Consider the following 17,274-nt stretch of genomic DNA (forward strand, 5'->3'; position numbering starts at 1 on the left):
GGGCGACTCAGGTCGCCCTTTTTTAATGCCAGATCGCCAGCCCCACCAGACTGATTACCACCAGCCCGCACAGCGCGCTGGTCAGAATGAACTGCCCCCGCACCCGCTCACAGCGCCGGATAAACTCATCATCATGATGATCAAGATAACGCTTTGCCCAGATATAGGTCACCAGCCGCACCTGTTTGCTCGGCTGGCCGTGAGAAGTGAAAAATCCTGCACCATCGACATACTGATACAGCAGCGGGTCACAGCCCCGCAGAACCGCCAGCAGAGCGCGCAGCGATGAAAAATAGCGCGCCATATTGACGATACACACCACACAAAGAGCCCAGAAAAGCGCAATAGTGCTGATCATCTTGTCTCCCTCCCGGCCGGAATTGCAGCCGCAGACCCCGCGTCATGCACTGAGCCCGCCTGCAGATATCACCAGCCACTGAATCACCGGAATGCTAAAATTTTTCGACCCCTGAGCGGCTGCGAATCGGACCGCCTTTTTTCAGTGTAGGAGAAATCTTTACATTTTTTCCAACGATGATTTTCGTTCAGCGCGAGTAATTTCTGAACAGCCCTGATCGGCTGCACAAGCCAGGCGGACGACGGCAGCATTTACAATGAGAGAAGGCTATACTCAGGAGATAACAACAGAATCACCTGCAACGCAGGCAGACACTTTGGTGGCGCTTATCGCCCGCTCACGCAAAGGATTTTGCTAAGCTGTGACGCGGCGGGAACACCGGATGCCATCCTTAATCTCGTGAAAGGAGTTTTATCATGGCTTATAAACACATCCTGATTGCAGTAGACCTTTCCCCTGAAAGTCAGTTGCTGGTGGATAAGGCCGTCTCGCTGGCGTGTCCGTACGATGCCAGAATTTCCCTGATTCACGTTGATGTGAATTATTCCGATCTCTACACCGGCCTGATTGATGTCAATTTAGGGGATATGCAGAAGCGTATTTCTGAAGAAACCCATACCGCACTGAAAGGACTGTCAGATGCAGCAGGCTATCCGATCAGCGAGACGCTGAGCGGCAGCGGCGACCTGGGGCAGGTGCTGGTGGATGCGATTAAAAAATATGATGTCGATCTGGTGGTATGCGGTCATCATCAGGACTTCTGGAGCAAGCTGATGTCCTCGGCCCGCCAGCTAATCAACACCGTCCACATCGACATGCTGATTGTGCCGCTACGCGATGAGGACGACGAATAACTCCCTTTCACGAAGCCGGCGCTCGCCGGCTTTTTTCATGCCGAAAAAGCCGCTTATTTGCCCGGTGAATACCGGACAGCAAAGGGTAAACACCGCCGCCGGATGACGCCCTGACAGGATTAACGCGCCGCACTGACGCGCTTTATCAGACCTGACTGTCATCACGCCACCCTTATTCTCCGTCGCGCACCAGAACAGGCCTTACTGATAAGGCACAAAAGTATGCCCGATGAGCCGGGCCCCATTCATCCCCGTCACGCCCCCGCGTGAGCCAGCCCTGTCAGAGGCGGATAGATATCAAAACGATGGCTTTTGGTCACGACCGCCGCCTGCGTTTCTACGCCCGCCAGCGGCGGGGCGTAGTCGGGCCGTTTGACCACAATACGCTTCTTCGCCAGCCGGCGGGCCGGCTCCAGCAAGGCATCTGCATCTTCGTCGGGACCGACCAGCGACTGGAATACCCGCATCTCCTTTTTCACCAGCGCACTTTTCTGGCGATGGGGATACATCGGGTCAAGATAAACCACATCGGGCGGCGGCGTAATCTCACCCAGCGCCTGCGCGCTGGCGGCGTGGATCAGCGTCAGCCTTTCACGCAGCCAGGGCCCGATTTCGGCATCCTGATAACCGCGCTGCAGGCCATCTTCCAGCAGTGCCGCCACCACCGGATGGCGTTCCAGCATCCGCACCCGGCAGCCCAGCGCCGCCAGCACAAACGCATCCCGTCCCAGCCCGGCCGTGGCGTCGACCACATCCGGCAGGTAGCTGCCTTTGATGCCGACCGCTTTTGCCACGGCCTCACCGCGTCCGCCACCAAAGCGACGGCGATGCGCCATCGCGCCGGTCACGAAATCGACAAAAATGCCGCCCAGTTTTGGCTCATCACGCTTGCGCAGCTCCAGATGCGTGGCCGTCTGTACCAGGGCCAGCGGCGCGGCGTCATCGTGTTCCAGCAGCCAGCGCTGCGCTAAATGTGATAAGGCGCCGTCTCCGGCGCCCGCTTCATCAAGTAAACAGATTTTCACGAACCGACTTATCCCTGAATGCCGTAATGTTCCAGCATCGCATCAAGCTGTGGCTCGCGCCCGCGGAAACGTTTAAACAGCTCCATCGGCTCTTCGGATCCCCCGCGCGTCAGGATGTTATCCAGGAACGACTGGCCGGTTTCGCGGTTGAAGATGCCCTCTTCTTCGAAGCGGGAATAGGCATCCGCCGCCAGTACGTCTGCCCACAGATAGCTGTAGTAACCGGCAGCATAGCCACCTGCAAAGATATGGCTGAAGGCATGCGGGAAACGGCCCCACTCCGGACCAGGGACGACCGCCACACGGCTTTTCACTTCGCGCAGGGTTTCCAGAATCTGCGCGCCTTTCGCCGGATCAAACTCGGTATGCAGGCGGAAATCGAACAGACCAAACTCAAGCTGACGCAGGATAAACAGCGCCGCCTGGTAGTTTTTAGCCGCCAGCATTTTGTCCAGCAATGCTTTTGGCAGCGGCTCGCCTGTTTCATAGTGACCGGAGATAAACGCCAGCGCGTCAGGTTCCCAGCACCAGTTTTCCATGAACTGACTTGGCAGCTCGACCGCATCCCACGGTACGCCGTTGATGCCGGAAACGCCTGCCGCTTCGATGCGGGTCAGCATGTGGTGCAGACCGTGCCCAAACTCATGGAACAGCGTAATCACTTCGTCATGCGTAAACAGCGCCGGTTTGCCTTTTACCGGGCGGTTAAAGTTGCAGGTCAGGTAGGCTACCGGTTTCTGCAGGCTGCCATCGGCTTTGCGCATCTGGCCTACGCAGTCATCCATCCAGGCCCCGCCGCGCTTGTGCTCACGCGCGTAAAGGTCAAGGTAGAAGCTGCCACGCAGTTCGCCGGTTTCATCAAACAGATCAAAGAACTTCACGTCCGGATGATAAACCTCTACGTCGGTACGCTGCTTCGCCGTGATGCCGTAAATACGTTTTACGACCTCAAACAGGCCAGCGACGGCACGCTCTTCCGGGAAGTAAGGGCGCAGCTGCTCATCACTGATGGTATAGAGATGCTGCTTCTGTTTTTCACCGTAATAGGTGAGATCCCACGGATTGAGCTGCGTCACGCCATGCTCTTTCTGCGCAAATGCGCGCAGCTGTTCCAGCTCTTTTTCACCCTGCGGACGGGCGCGCTCAGCCAGATCGTTGAGGAAGTCGATGACCTGAGACGGGCTCTGTGCCATTTTGGTTGCCAGCGATTTATCGGCGTAGGAGTCAAAGCCCAGCAACTGTGCCAGTTCATGACGCAGCGCCAGCTCTTCCGCCATAACAGGGCCGTTATCCCACTTACCGGCGTTTGGCCCCTGGTCGGAGGCGCGCGTGGCATAGGCGCGATACATCTCTTCTCGCAGCGCAGCGTTGTCGCAGTAGGTCATCACGGGCAGATAGCTTGGGATATCCAGCGTCAGCAGCCAGCCCTCCTGCTCTTTGGCTTCGGCCTGTGCTTTCGCCGCCGCCAGCGCACTTTCCGGCATACCAGCCAGTTCGTTTTCGTCGGTGATGAGCTTGCTCCAGCCCATCGTGGCATCCAGCACGTTGTTACTGTAAGCCGAACCCAGTTCGGAGAGGCGCGCGGCAATTTCGCCATAGCGCTGCTGCTTCTCTTCAGGCAAGCCGATACCGGAGAGTTCAAAATCACGCAGGGCGTTATCCACTGCTTTCTTCTTCGCCAGATCCAGGGCGGCATACTCGTCACTGGCTTTCAGGCTGCAATAGGCCTGATAAAGGCCTTCATGCTGACCGACCCAGGTGCTGTATTCAGAGAGCAGCGGCAGTGTCTGCTCATAGGCTTCGCGCAGCTCCGGGCTGTTTTTCACCGAATTGAGGTGGCTGACCGGGGAAAAAATACGGCTCAGACGATCGTCGGTTTCGGCCAGTGGCTGAACCAGATTATCCCAGGTATAGGGCGCGCCCTGTGCCACGACTTTTTCAACTTCTGCGCGACACTGGCTGAGCACTTCTGTCATCGCAGGCACGACGTGTTCAGGCTGAATAGCAGAGAAAGGAGGAAGCGTAAAAGATGTCAGTAGTGGATTGGTCATAGCGCAGTCCTTTATGGATGTATGGGGCGCAGCGGGTCGCGCAACGCAATCTAAGTAACATGCGGCTTAGTGTAGCGAAAATCAATGGTGGTCAGAGGGCGACGGGAAAGAAACGTTGAACGCGTCGCCCGCAGGCGCACGGTTTTTTGTCTGCTGCAGGCTGCGATGGCCGCAGCACACGTCAGGTTCTGCGGCCGGAGACAAGGCGGACAGCACTGCACAAGCGGCCCCTGTTGCTGCCTGTGTCATACTGGCCCGATTTGTTCTTTCGCTTTCGCCCATCGGCAGGTCATCCCTGATATAATCGCGGATTCTCATGCTTTTCCTGCGTCGGTTGCTGTGCGTCGTTCTGTGGGTAATACGTGGGGTAATAATTGGGACAAATTGATTTTTCATCAATTAAAACCACATAATTTTCAACAGGATAAACAATGCTGAGTTATCGCCATAGCTTCCATGCTGGCAACCATGCCGACGTGCTGAAGCACACTGTTCTGAGCCTGATCATCACGGCGCTGAAAGAGAAAGAGAAACCGTTTTTCTACCTGGATACCCATGCGGGCGCAGGCCGCTATCAGCTCAGCGGCGAGCACGCCGAGCGTACCGGTGAATATCTGGAAGGCATTGCCCGGATCTGGCAACAGCCCGATGCGCCCGCACTGCTGCAACCCTATTTTGAGGCGATCGGTGCCCTGAATCGCGGACCCGCGTTGCGTTACTACCCGGGCTCCCCGCTGATTGCCCGTCATCTGCTGCGTGAAGACGACAGACTGCAACTCACCGAGCTGCACTCCAGCGACTATCCGCTGCTGCGTAATGAATTCAGCAAAGATAAGCGCGCCCGCGTCGATCGTGCCGACGGTTATCAGCAGTTAAAATCGAAGCTGCCCCCGCTGTCACGTCGCGGTCTGGTGTTGATCGATCCGCCCTATGAGATGAAAAGCGATTATCAGGCGGTGGTGAAAGGGATTCAGGAAGGCTACAAACGCTTCAGCACCGGCATCTTTGCGCTGTGGTATCCGGTGGTGTTACGCCAGCAGATTAAACACATGCTGCGCGACCTGGAAGCGACCGGCATTCGCAATATTCTGCAGATCGAACTGGCCGCCCGGCCAGACAGCGATCAGCGCGGCATGACCGCCTCCGGTATGATTGTGATCAACCCACCGTGGAAGCTGGCCGACCAGATGAACACCGTGCTGCCCTGGCTGCATAAGAAACTGGTCCCGACGGGCACAGGGCACTTCGTCGTTAACCCGATCGTCCCTGAATAACGTCATTATGTGGATCATGCTGGCGGCCGCACTGGCCGCACTGCAACCCGCCCGACGGCTGGCGCTGCTGCTGGCCGCGCTCGCCACGCTGGCGGGGTTTTATTATCAGGTGCTGACGTGGCCGGTTTTGCCGCTGCTGGCCGGAACCGCGGCGCTGGTTGCGCTGCGCCGCTATGACCCGACGCCTTCATGGCAACAGATTCTCAGCGAAGCGCTGCTGGTGCTGATCTCGCTGGGATTACTGCTTCATCTCTTTCCCGGCTTTAACAACCCTGTGCAGGTCGATGACATCAAAGTGGGCGCGCGAAGTCTGCCGTTCAGTTTCTTCTTCAATTTCGACAAAGCCCTGATCCCCTTTGTGCTGCTGGCCTGCCTGCCGACGCTGTTTCGCGCCCGGGCCTGCCCGCCGCGTTATCCCTGGGTCGCGGCGCTGGCGCTTATCGCCGCCGTACCGCTTCTGCTCTGCTGCGCCGTGCTACTGGGCGGCCTGGCGTTTGAGCCACACTTTCCGTCGTGGCTGCCCGCCTTTATGCTGGCGAATCTGTTTTTTGTCTCGCTGGCCGAAGAGGCGCTGTTTCGCGGCTATCTGCAACAGCGGCTCAGGGAGGCGCTGGGCGGCCTCCCGGCGCTTGCGATTAGCGCGCTGCTGTTCGGGCTGGTGCATTTCACCGGCGGGATACTGCTGGTGGTTTTCGCCACGCTGGCGGGCCTGCTGTACAGCCTGGCGTGGCACTGGAGCGGCCGTTTATGGCTGTCGACCGCCCTGCACTTTGCGCTTAATCTCACGCATCTGCTTTTCTTTACCTACCCGGCACTGCATCACTAAACCGTGAAGACGGCCAGATCTGAAGCCAGTTCAGTATGGGGAAAAATCGTCTGACACTCCGCCAGCAGGCGGCTCATGTCTCTGGCCAGATAGCGGGAGCTGAAATGGGTCGCGATCAGCCGTTTTGCTCCGGCGCGTTTAGCCAGTTCGGCGGCCTGCAGGGTCGTGGAGTGGCCGCGTCCGTTGGCCTTTTCCACCATCGTCGCCTCCAGCGTGGTTTCATGCACCATCAGGTCAACATTCGCCGCCAGTTGCAGCGCGACCCCGGTGGGGGCGGTGTCGCCAAAAATAGCCAGCTTTTTGCCGGGGGTCGCGGGCCCCAGATAGTCCGCGCCGTTGATTACCCGCCCATCCTCCAGCGTGACGCGCTCGCCCTGCTTGAGCTGCTGAAACCACGGCCCGCGCGGCACCCCTTCAGTCTTAAGCCGCTCCGCATCCAGCAGGCCCGGTTTGTCATGCTGTTCAATACGGTAGCCATAGCACTCCACCGGATGGTTCAGCGGCCAGGCGCTGATGCGGAACTCCCCGTCATCCAGGGTCCAGCCCGCCTCAATCTCAATAAGGGTCAGCGGATAGTCGGTGTAGGATCCGCTGATCGACAGCGCCGTCTCCACAAAGGTTTTTAATCCTCTGGGCCCATAAACCGTCATCGGCGTGGTCAGCCCGGCCATTGACCGGCTGGTCAGCAGGCCCGGCAGCCCGAAAATATGGTCGCCATGCAGGTGAGTAATAAAAATCCTGTCCAGCTTGCCCGGTTTCAGGCCGGAGCGCATAAACTGTAATTGCGTCCCCTCCCCGCAGTCGAACAGCCAGGTTTCACCGCTCTGCGCGCGGGTAAAAGCAATGGATGTGACGTTACGTTGCAGGCTGGGAGCACCGCCGCCGGTGCCGAGAAAAGTGAGGTGCATGGTATGCTTCCCTGTCAGCGATGAAAAAACAGAACCCTATTACAATCATAGGCGCAATCTTTGCGTCATTTCGACCCACAGCGTTACACTCAACCCCAATTTTTTATGCAACCGGATGGATACTTCAATGACCCGACATTTCGACTATCTCGCCATTGGCGGCGGCAGCGGCGGCATCGCCTCAATTAACCGTGCAGCTATGTATGGCCAGAAATGCGCCCTGATTGAAGCGAAAGAGCTGGGCGGCACCTGCGTGAACGTAGGTTGCGTGCCGAAAAAGATCATGTGGCACGCCGCGCAAATCGCGGAGGCTATCCATCTCTACGGCCCCGATTATGGCTTCGATACGACGGTGAACCGCTTCGACTGGGCCACGCTGGTAAAAAACCGCAGTGCCTATATCGATCGTATCCACAATTCCTATGACAACGTGCTGGGCAAAAATAAAGTCGAAGTGATTAAAGGTTTTGCCCGCTTCGTCGATGCGCACAGCGTGGAAGTGAACGGCGAGATTATCACCGCTAACCACATTCTGATCGCTACCGGCGGCCGGCCGGTTCATCCCTCCATTCCGGGCGCAGAATATGGCATCGATTCCGACGGCTTCTTCGAGCTGGATGCGCTGCCAGCGCGTACGGCGGTGGTCGGCGCGGGCTACATTGCGGTCGAACTGGCGGGCGTGGTCAACGCGCTGGGCTCGGAAACCCATCTGTTCGTGCGTAAACATGCGCCGCTGCGCAGCTTCGATCCGCTGCTCTCCGAAACGCTGGTCGAAGTGATGAACACCGAAGGCCCGGCGCTGCACACCGAAGCCGTGCCGGAATCGGTCACGAAAAACGCGGATGGCAGCCTGACGCTGCGACTGGAAAACGGCAGCGAATACACCGTGGATTGCCTGGTCTGGGCGATTGGCCGTGAGCCTGAAACGGACAACCTTAATATTCAGGCCGCTGGCGTGGCGCTGGACGAAAAAGGCTACATCCGCGTGGATAAATTCCAGAACACCAACGTGTCAGGCGTCTACGCGGTGGGCGATAACACCGGTGCGGTCGAGCTGACGCCGGTGGCGGTAGCCGCAGGCCGTCGTCTCTCTGAGCGCCTGTTTAACAACAAGCCGGATGAACATCTGGACTACAGCAATGTGCCAACCGTGGTCTTCAGCCATCCGCCGATTGGCACCGTGGGCCTGACTGAGCCGCAGGCGCGCGAACAGTATGGCGACGATCAGGTCAAAATCTATAAGTCGTCGTTCACTGCGATGTACAGCGCAGTGACTCAGCATCGCCAGCCGTGCCGCATGAAGCTGGTCTGCGTGGGTGCCGATGAGAAGATTGTCGGGATTCACGGTATCGGCTTCGGCATGGATGAGATGCTGCAGGGCTTCGCCGTGGCGCTAAAGATGGGCGCGACCAAGAAAGACTTCGACAACACCGTGGCGATTCACCCGACCGCAGCGGAAGAGTTTGTCACCATGCGCTAAGCCGCACGGGCTTCAGCAGCAGAACAGGCGACCCCGGTCGCCTGTTTTTTTATCTCTCTGCAGCCGGACGGCCCCCTGACCGGGCGGCAACGCGCCATATCAGTGCAACTCAGCCGACCCGATCCAGCCAGCGGACATAAGCCTGATCCCATAATGCCGCTGGCGTTCCCGCTTTACCCAGCCCAAATCCATGCCCGCCTTTACTGATCTGAATCAGCTCAACCGGTACGCGATTACGGCGACAGGTGTCGCGCATCAGTTCGGTATTAAAGGGATTGGAGGTGTGATCATCCTCGGCCTGGGCCAGAAACGTTGGCGGATAGTGCCGGGTCACAAAGTTCTGTACCGACCAGTTCGCCTCATCCTGCGGTGTGGCATTTTTGCCGACCATCATCAGATGAGTATTGGTGTGCTGATAAGGAGCTTCAAGGGTAATCACCGGATAGATCAGCCCGACGCTGTCGACGCCAGGCACGACCTCATCCAGCGCGTCGATGGCGGGGTAAGATGCAAAGTCCGGCCGCGCCGCCGCCAGCCCCAGCAGGTGGCCGCCTGCCGAAAAGCCCAGCACATGCACCTTGCGTTCGAAGGATCGCACCAGCCGGATAGCGCGCTGCGCATCCTGCAGCGGTGCCAGCCGGCCCGCCTGCCACTTCTCATGCGGCAGGCGATAGCTGAGCACATAGGCGGTGTAGCCACTGGCGTTGAGCCAGCGCGCCACTGGCCAGGCTTCGCGCCCCATGCCGATCCAGCGATAGCCGCCGCCTGCGGCGATTAACACCGCTTCGCCATTGGGATTCTCAGGCTTGAAACGCTGAATCGCCGGGCTGACGATATTGGACCATGAACCGGTGCTGTTAATCCGTAGCTGGCCCGATGGGCCACCGCCGCCGGGCGGTTCATCCGGCCAGAGGGGGATAATGTCATCGCGGGCAAACAGTTTGCCGGTGGTCATGGAGAGCCCAAGCGCTCCCGTGCCGAGAATAAAGCGTCGACGCGTAATCATAATGCCTGTTAAGTGATGCCAGAGTAATAAGCCAGCCGTTGCGGCGGGCTGAAGGAGAATCAACAGATGCAAGGCGGATGCCATGGCTGGCGATTATGTACGCAATGGCCTCTGAAAAGCCATAAAAAAACGCGCCCGGCAGGCGCGTTTTTTTATCTCATGCCGCGCGGTTAATCTTCCTGCTGAAACTGCGCCATGACCGCCTGTTCACACTGCTGTTCATTGACGCGCAGTTTGGCGCGCTCGTCATCACCCAGCTGCAGCCAGGCGCTGGCGACTTCCCGCGCGGATTCTTCATCAAATTCAGGCGGGTTCATCGCCGACGGCGACTGACTGCCGGCCACAGCCGACTTCATCTGTTCGACATAGTGGTCCGCCGTCGCCACCTTTTTTTCACCGCTGACGAGGTGGCATAACTGGCTGGCATAGACATTCTGTTCTGTGTCAGCGTCGTCTGCTGCCAGCGCGCTGCCGGAAGCAAGGATGCTCAGCAGCACTATCTGAGTCACTTTCATTTTTTTAACTCCTGTTATTGCGGGTTAAACCTTGTGCTGACGGGCTTCAATACGCTTCTGACGCCAGTTCAGCAGCGGCGTGACGGTGGTGCCGTGGATAACCACGCTGCAGACCACCAGTGTTAACGCCATGTTCGTCATGATTTCCATCTGGGAGCCTTCCATGCCGTGCGTCCAGGCGTAGGCGATGTAGTTCAGACTGCCTATCCCCCGGATGCCCAGCCAGCCAACCAGCAGACGCTGCCCCAGCGGCAGTCCGGCGCGCAGCGTCACCAGCCACACAGCCAGCGGCCGCACTACCACGAACAGCGCCAGCCCGAGCAGCACGCCGTAGATATTCCAGTGCTGCGCCAGCGTGACGCCGAGCACTACCATCATGCCAGCCGCCAGCAGACGCTCAATAGTATCGCCAAAAGAGAGGGCGTCGCCTACTACAAACCCAATCGATTTCACCATATTGCTGTTGCCCTGATTCGCCAGCCGTATGTTGGGATTGACCAGCGCCTCAGCGGGGAGCACCCGCTCGTCGTCAGAGAGATCGTCGGGCTGATGACGCCGGAAAACGCCCAGCTCTGCCCGGCGCAGCCCCAGCCCGGCGGCAAAGGCGGCCAGGAAACCCGAGGCGCCCAGCCACTCCACCAGCGAATAGCTGAGTGCTATCAGCGCCAGCGCCAGAAAATCGTTGGGCGCGACGTCACCATTGGCATTGCGCAGGCGGGTTGCCAGCACCCCAATCAACTGTCCCAGCACAAAGCCAATGATCAGCCCGCCACCGATTGCCCAGACCACCTCAACAGCGCCCCAGTGCGCCAGCATCGCGCCGCTCAGATGCTCGCCATTAAACAGCAGCAGAGCCAGCATCAGCAGCGGCAGCGCGGAGCCATCATTCATACCCGCCTCGCTGGAGATCGCCACCCGCAGCGAATCATCATCCTGCGCATCATTCACCGAGATCAGGCTCGCCAGCACCGGATCGGTGGGCGCGACAATCGCCCCAAACGCCAGCGCAACCGGCCACGTTAATCCCACTATGTAGTGCGCCAGCAGGGTCATCGCCGCCACCGTCAGCAACATAGCGGGAAACGCCAGCTTCAGCCCGGTGTGCCAGCAATGATTCTGTAGCGGCAGGCGCAGCTTCAGGCCGGTGATGAACAGTGAGGCGGCCATGGTGATCTCGGTGATGTGCACCACGGCTTCAGAATGGGTGACGATATCGATATGGATAAGATCGAAGCCCCACGGGCCGCAGAGTATCCCGGCGATAAGAAACAGGCCAAATGAGGTCACGGGTCCCCGGTGAATCCAACCGGAAGCCAGTGACATCAGCAGCAGAAGGCCGCCCGTCGCTGCTGTCCAGGCTAAAAAGTTCATAACACTCCAGATTATTTCGGGTTTATGAATAAGCCTGGCACATTTTTTGACGGGCGAGACAATCAGTTTTTCAGGTGTCGGCTGGCGAAACGCACGGCCAGGCTGGCGGCACCGGCCAGGGTCGCAAGCATCACCACCCCATTCCAGCCCCAGTGCGCCAGCGCCAGACTGCCCAGTGCGGCACCGCTGGCCATCCCGATGAACACAACGGTAAACAGCAGTGCGTTAAGGCGGCTGCGTGCTTCGGGCGCCAGACCATAAACCAGCGTCTGATGCGCCACCAGCGTGGTCTGCACCCCTAAATCAAAGCCGATAGCCGACAGGACGATCAGCGCCAGCTGGGCCGGTACCGGCAGCAGCGGCAGCAGAAACATCAGCGCAAAAGAGAGCGTTACCAGCCCTGCGCCCACCAGCGTCACCCGCGCCGGGCCGATACGGTCAGCGAAACTGCCTGCCAGTGGTGCCGCCATCGCCCCCGCCGCACCCGCCAGGCCAAAGGCCCCGGCGATGGCACTGTCGAGATGAAAACGGTCGCTGAGCATCAACGCCAGCGTCGACCAGAAGGCGCTGAAGGCGACGGACAGCAGTCCCTGCGCCAGCGCGGCCCGGCGCAGCGTCTGATGGTGACGCCAGAGGTGCACCAGCGACAGCAGCAGACGCGGATAGCTCACCTGCGTGCCCGGCGCGAAGCGTGGCAACACCCGCCACAGCGTCAGCGTGATCACCAGCACCGATAGCGCGGCAAGCATATAAAGGGTGCGCCAGCCGAAATATTCCGCCACGACTCCACTGACGACCCGCGACAGCAGGATCCCGACCAGCAGCCCGGTCATTACCGTGCCGACCGTTTTACCCCGGCTGCGTTCCGGTGCCAGCGCCGCCGACGCGGGCACGATATCCTGCGCCACGGTGGCGGTCAGGCCCGTGACAAAGCTGGCGATCAGCAGCGCGCTGAGTCCACCGGAGAAGCCACACAGCAGCAGCGCCGCCACCAGCAGTAACCCCTTGATAAAGATGATGGTCCGGCGGTCATGGCGGTCGCCCAGCGGTGCCAGCAGCAGAATGCCCAGCGCATAGCCCGCCTGGGTCAGCATCGGCACCATGCCCACTGCGCCGATGCCCGCATTAAACTGCCGGCTGATAATCTCCAGCATCGGCTGGCTGTAGTAGATCGACGCGACGCTGAGTCCGGCCCCGGCGGCCAGCGTAAATACCAGCGGCGTGGCGAGCGGTTCGTTGTGAGAGTGGATCGGTATTGCTGGCATGGTTTTGTTCCTCGCTGTTTTGTGCCGCCATTACAGCGCATTGCGTTTATACGCGGTAGACTGATATCAGGCAAAACCGTTATGCGTGGAACGTATGAACAACCCCAACAGCAGCGATCGTATTGACCTGATGCAGACTTTTATCCGTATCGTCGAGAGCGGCAGCTTATCCGCCGCCGCCGTTCAGCTCGGCACCACCCAACCGACGGTCAGCCGTCGGCTGCAATCTCTGGAGCAGCGGCTCGGCCTGAAGCTCATTCTGCGCACCACCCATGCCCTGAAGCTCACCGATGATGGCGAACGCTGCTATGCGCAGGCCCGGGAGCTGCTGGCGACCTGGCATGCGCTGGAGGATGCGCTGACCGGTGCCAGTGCCGATCCGGTGGGGACGCTGCGGGTGCGCGCCCCGCATGCCTTTGGTCAGGATCAGCTCATCGCCCCGCTGGTCGACTATCTGAACCGCTATCCCCGGCTCAATATTGAGTGGATGCTGAATGACCGGACGCCTGATTTCATCGCGGAGAACGTTGACTGCGCGATTCAGGTCGGCGCACCCACCGATCCCTCTGTCGTCGCCGTTCTGCTGGCCGAAGTGCCGCGCATTGTGGTGGCGGCTCCGGCGCTGCTGGCCCGACAGCCGCCGGTTGAACAGGTCGGACAGCTGCGCGACCTACCCTGGCTGGCGCTGACCAGTTTTTACCGTAATGAGGTGGCGCTGCAGAAGATTGATGACGGTCAGCCGGTGAACCTGCCGATCACACCGCGGCTCGCCAGTGACAGTCTCTATGCCGTGCGGAAAGCGGCGCTGGCGGGCATGGGTGCGGCGATTGTCTCCTCCTGGGCGGTACAGGAGGACCTGGCCGCGGGCAGCCTGGTGCAGCTGGTGCCCGCCTGGCAGGCTCCCCCCTGCCGGTGTGGCTGACCTACCCCTGGGCGAGTTACTATCCGGCCCGGCTGCAACACTTTTTTGCCATGATCAAAGAGGTCATGCCGCAGCTGGCTGGCACGCGTCCGGCCTCGCCGCGCGTTCAGCCCGTAGGATAATCAAAAAACAGTGAGAAGCAGATAAAACAGGCGCCCGCGTCAGCGGGCTACCAGAGAGAGGTTACTTTTTTTCACTACGCGACAGCTTGTCCAGCCAGCCCATCACAAAGGCGGAAAGCACAAAAGTCAGGTGGATAATCACGTACCACATCAGCTTGCCGTTATCGACATTGCGCGCTTCCATAAACACCCGCAGCAGGTGAATCGAGGAGATGGCGACGATAGAGGCGGCCACTTTGTTCTTCAGCGAGCCGGAGTCCATTTTTCCCAGCCAGCTCAGCTTCTCTTTATCTTCGTCGATATCAAGCTTAGAGATGAAGTTCTCATAGCCTGAGAGCATCACCATCACCAGCAGGCCACCGACCAGCGTCATATCCACCAGTGACAGCAGCAACAGGATCAGATCGTTTTCCGCAATGCTGAAAATGTTGGGCAGCAGGTGAAAAATTTCCTGGAAAAATTTAATGGTCAGCGCCAGCAATCCCAGCGAAAGTCCAATGTAAACCGGAGCCAGCAGCCAGCGCGATGCATACATCAGGTTTTCGGTAAAACGTTCCATACAATCCCACACGTAATCAGACAGGTCCGGGAGTATAACCGATTCACTGTGAAGTTATTTCAGCCCTTCTTCAGAAATTTCAGGCGCGGGCGGCAGAGGCAGTGAGAGACGAAAAGCCGCGCCCCCTTCTGCCCGGTTTTCAGCCCAGATCTGCCCGCCGTGGCTCTCAATAATGGTCTTACAGATCGCCAGCCCCAGCCCCACGCCCGGCACCGACGACTCTTTATCGCCGCGTGAGAACTTATCAAATATCCGGCTGAGATCCGCTTCGGCAATGCCCGGCCCGCCATCCCAGACTGAAATCTCCAGCCGGTCAGCGGCGCACCAGGCGCGGATACCGCGCGGCGCACAGTTACCGGCATACTTCAGGCTGTTCTCGATCAGATTGGTGAAGACCCGCTCCAGCAGCGTGCTGTCGCCCTTGATCAGCACAATGTCAGCCGGCAGGTCGAGCTGAACCTCATGCCCCTTCAGCGACGGTGCCATGCTGCTCAGCGCGCCGCCGATCACCTCCTCCAGCGCCAGCCACTCTTCCCGCAGATTCAGCCCGCCCGACTGGATGCGCGCCATATCCAGCATGTTGCTGACCAGCCGGATAGTGCTCAGCGTCTGTTCGCGGATCTGACTCGCCTGCGGCACATATTTTGAGTTATCACCCGCAAGGTCGAGCATCAGCATCTCCGCCTGACCAAACAGCACAGTCAGCGGGGTGCGCAGGTCGTGCGACAGCGCCGACAACAGCGCATTGCGCAGCTGTTCCCGCTCGGCCGCGAGCCGGGACACCGCCTCGCTGTGCGACAGCGCCATCCGCTCCAGGGCGTTGGCAATCAGCACGGTAAACGTCTCCACCAGCCGCTGCTGCTGGGGATCATCAGCTGACGCAGGTTCTGCGGCTCCACCACCAGCAGGCCGCGGCAGTGCGCGCCACTTTTCAGCGGCAGAATCTGATAAGGCACCGCCGGTAAGGTGTCGGTGCCAGCGCCCGCCGGCTGGCCTTTGCTGTAGCTCCATTTCGCAATCGCCCGATCCGGCTCGCTGGTGGGAAGCGCCTCGCCGACCGGCTGCAGCTCACCCTGCTCGTCCGGCAGCAGCAGCAGACAGCGCGCCTGTAGCGTGACGTCAAGCACCCGCTGGCTGGTGGCGGCGATATCCTGCGGCGTTAACGCGCTCCCCAGCGATTTCGCCATCTCATAGAGCTGACGCGCCCGCTGCTCACGATAGCGGGCGACTCGTGCCTGATAGCGCACGCCCGCCGTCAGATTACCGACGATGACGCCCACCGCCAGCATTACACCGAAAGTCACCAGATATTGCAGGTCGGAGACCGCAACGGTGCCGGTCGGCGCGACAAAGAAGAGGTCAAAGGCGACGATATTCATCACGGTGGCGATCACCGAGGGCCAGCGGCCATAGCGCAGCGCCACGATCACCACGGCCAGCAGATAGATCATTACGCAGTTGGCGGGATCGAAGTTGATCAGCACGGACTGCCCGGCGGCGGTGACGACAACGCAGAGCACCAGCGCCATCATCACGCCGCGCAGCTGCATCCGCCATTTTTCGCTGCTGACACGGCCATCCGGCAGCGGATGGGGTGCATCCCTGAGCGGCTCATCCAGCGCCACCACCAGCAGATCGAGATCCGGCCCCAGCTGCCCCAGCCGTTCGGCAAAACTGTCGCGCCGCCAGCGCCGTAGCGGGCGACGGCCGGTCACAATTTTGCCCAGATTATGCTCGCGGGCGTAGCCCAGCACCGCTTCCGCCTCATCCGGTTCAGAGAGCGTGGCGGTTTCCGCCCCCAGCTCCTGCGCCAGCTGTAAGGTGCGCAGAATCGCCCGTCGGCGGGCTTCCGGCAGCCGGTGCAATCGGGGCGTTTCAACATAGACCGCGTGCCACTCACTGCCGAGCCGCGCGGCCAGCCGGGCGGCGGTGCGCACCAGCTTTTCACTGCCGCTGTCGTCACCAATGCAGAGCAGAATCGCGTCACGGGTGTGCCAGACGCGATCCCGGCCCTGCTGATCACGCCAGGCACGCATCTGATCGTCCACCCGATCGGCCGTGCGGCGCAGGGCCAGCTCACGCAGGGCGAAGAGGTTGCCTTTGCGGAAAAAGTTTTCGATGGCGCGTTCCGCGCGGTCGCCAATGTAAACCTTGCCCTCTTTCAGCCGCTGACGCAGATCGTCAGGGGCAGATCGACCAGCACCACCTCATCCGCGCTATCGAAGAAGGGATCGGGCACGGTTTCACGTACCTGAATGCCGGTCACGCCCCCGACCACATCGTTAAGGCTTTCCAGGTGCTGCACGTTAACGGTGGTGAGGACGTCGATGCCCGCTTCCAGCAGCTCCTCGATATCCTGCCAGCGTTTGGGATGGCGCGATCCCTGAACGTTGGTATGCGCCAGCTCATCCATCAGGATCACGGCCGGATGGCGGGCCAGTGCGGCATCCAGATCGAACTCTGCATGGCGTGAACGACCGGTGGCGCGGCGCGGCAGCAGCGTTAAGCCTGTCAGCAGCTGGGCAGTTTCCGGCCGCTCATGGGTTTCAACCACGCCGATCAGGACATCCAGCCCCTGCGCACGCAGCCGCTGTGCCTCCTGCAGCATGGCGTAGGTTTTGCCCACGCCTGCACAGGCACCAAAGTAAATTTTCAGTCGCCCGCGATGCGTTTCGCGGTTCGCCTGCAGCAGCGCGTCAGGGTCGGGACGCTGAGGTTCGTGGTTCATCGCTTTCTTA

Annotated in this window: 13 protein-coding genes and 2 pseudogenes; 5 read left to right on the forward strand and 10 right to left on the reverse strand. The window is 59.9% G+C overall.

Annotated features, from left to right (window positions below; translation table 11 throughout):
- Positions 1-22 precede the first annotated feature (22 nt).
- Positions 23-358, reverse strand: a complete 336-nt coding sequence (uspB, locus tag ACLHDD_RS14460; protein WP_111139289.1) for a universal stress protein UspB — start codon at positions 356-358, stop codon at positions 23-25.
- 416 nt (positions 359-774) lie between these two features.
- On the opposite strand from uspB, the gene uspA reads away from it, so the two are divergent.
- Positions 775-1,212, forward strand: coding sequence for a universal stress protein UspA (gene uspA, locus ACLHDD_RS14465; protein WP_427104638.1), 438 nt, complete (start codon positions 775-777; stop codon positions 1,210-1,212).
- Between the two features lie 254 nt (positions 1,213-1,466).
- On the opposite strand, the gene rsmJ is transcribed toward uspA, so the two are convergent.
- Both rsmJ and prlC read right to left on the reverse strand, forming a co-directional pair.
- A complete protein-coding gene (rsmJ, locus tag ACLHDD_RS14470; RefSeq protein WP_427104639.1) occupies positions 1,467-2,237 on the reverse strand; it encodes a 16S rRNA (guanine(1516)-N(2))-methyltransferase RsmJ in 771 nt (256 codons plus the stop codon).
- Between the two features lie 8 nt (positions 2,238-2,245).
- Positions 2,246-4,288, reverse strand: coding sequence for an oligopeptidase A (gene prlC, locus ACLHDD_RS14475; RefSeq protein WP_427104640.1), 2,043 nt, complete (start codon positions 4,286-4,288; stop codon positions 2,246-2,248).
- Between the two features lie 431 nt (positions 4,289-4,719).
- On the opposite strand from prlC, the gene ACLHDD_RS14480 reads away from it, so the two are divergent.
- The gene (locus ACLHDD_RS14480) at positions 4,720-5,562 is read left to right on the forward strand and encodes a 23S rRNA (adenine(2030)-N(6))-methyltransferase RlmJ (protein ID WP_427104641.1); all 843 of its coding nucleotides are present in this window, start codon (positions 4,720-4,722) and stop codon (positions 5,560-5,562) included.
- A 7-nt stretch (positions 5,563-5,569) separates the two neighbouring features.
- Positions 5,570-6,388 carry a CPBP family intramembrane glutamic endopeptidase gene (locus ACLHDD_RS14485; protein WP_427104642.1) on the forward strand — a complete coding sequence of 273 codons (819 nt, stop codon included), beginning with the start codon at positions 5,570-5,572 and terminating at the stop codon, positions 6,386-6,388.
- Here ACLHDD_RS14485 and rnz read toward each other — a convergent pair.
- Positions 6,385-7,296 carry a ribonuclease Z gene (gene rnz, locus ACLHDD_RS14490; protein ID WP_427104643.1) on the reverse strand — a complete coding sequence of 304 codons (912 nt, stop codon included), beginning with the start codon at positions 7,294-7,296 and terminating at the stop codon, positions 6,385-6,387. The genes ACLHDD_RS14485 and rnz overlap by 4 nt on opposite strands.
- A 127-nt stretch (positions 7,297-7,423) precedes the next feature.
- Between rnz and gorA the strand changes: the two genes are divergently transcribed.
- Positions 7,424-8,776 (forward strand): glutathione-disulfide reductase, encoded by a 1,353-nt coding sequence (gene gorA, locus ACLHDD_RS14495; protein ID WP_427104644.1) that lies wholly within the window; start codon positions 7,424-7,426, stop codon positions 8,774-8,776.
- A 109-nt stretch (positions 8,777-8,885) separates the two neighbouring features.
- Here the strand turns inward: gorA and ACLHDD_RS14500 are convergent, their stop codons facing one another.
- The 4 genes from ACLHDD_RS14500 to ACLHDD_RS14515 form a co-directional block, all read right to left on the reverse strand.
- Entirely contained in the window at positions 8,886-9,782 is an 897-nt protein-coding gene (locus tag ACLHDD_RS14500; RefSeq protein ID WP_427104645.1) for an alpha/beta hydrolase, read from the reverse strand.
- Positions 9,783-9,952: 170 nt separating this feature from the next.
- A complete protein-coding gene (locus tag ACLHDD_RS14505) occupies positions 9,953-10,297 on the reverse strand; it encodes a hypothetical protein (RefSeq protein WP_427104646.1) in 345 nt (114 codons plus the stop codon).
- Positions 10,298-10,321: 24 nt separating this feature from the next.
- On the reverse strand, positions 10,322-11,668 hold the full coding sequence (locus ACLHDD_RS14510) for a cation:proton antiporter (RefSeq protein ID WP_427104647.1): 1,347 nt from the start codon (positions 11,666-11,668) through the stop codon (positions 10,322-10,324).
- A 62-nt stretch (positions 11,669-11,730) separates the two neighbouring features.
- Positions 11,731-12,933, reverse strand: a complete 1,203-nt coding sequence (locus tag ACLHDD_RS14515; RefSeq protein ID WP_427104648.1) for an MFS transporter — start codon at positions 12,931-12,933, stop codon at positions 11,731-11,733.
- 94 nt (positions 12,934-13,027) lie between these two features.
- Here ACLHDD_RS14515 and ACLHDD_RS14520 point away from each other — a divergent pair.
- Positions 13,028-13,977 (forward strand): annotated as a pseudogene (locus ACLHDD_RS14520) (LysR family transcriptional regulator).
- A 61-nt stretch (positions 13,978-14,038) separates the two neighbouring features.
- Here the strand turns inward: ACLHDD_RS14520 and ACLHDD_RS14525 are convergent.
- Positions 14,039-14,536 carry a TIGR00645 family protein gene (locus ACLHDD_RS14525; RefSeq protein WP_427104649.1) on the reverse strand — a complete coding sequence of 166 codons (498 nt, stop codon included), beginning with the start codon at positions 14,534-14,536 and terminating at the stop codon, positions 14,039-14,041.
- A gap of 54 nt (positions 14,537-14,590) precedes the next feature.
- Positions 14,591-17,264, reverse strand: a pseudogene (kdpD, locus tag ACLHDD_RS14530) (two-component system sensor histidine kinase KdpD).
- Positions 17,265-17,274: the final 10 nt, after the last annotated feature.

Source organism: Pantoea sp. NSTU24, assembly GCF_050157905.1.
Taxonomy (GTDB): Bacteria; Pseudomonadota; Gammaproteobacteria; order Enterobacterales; family Enterobacteriaceae; genus Pantoea.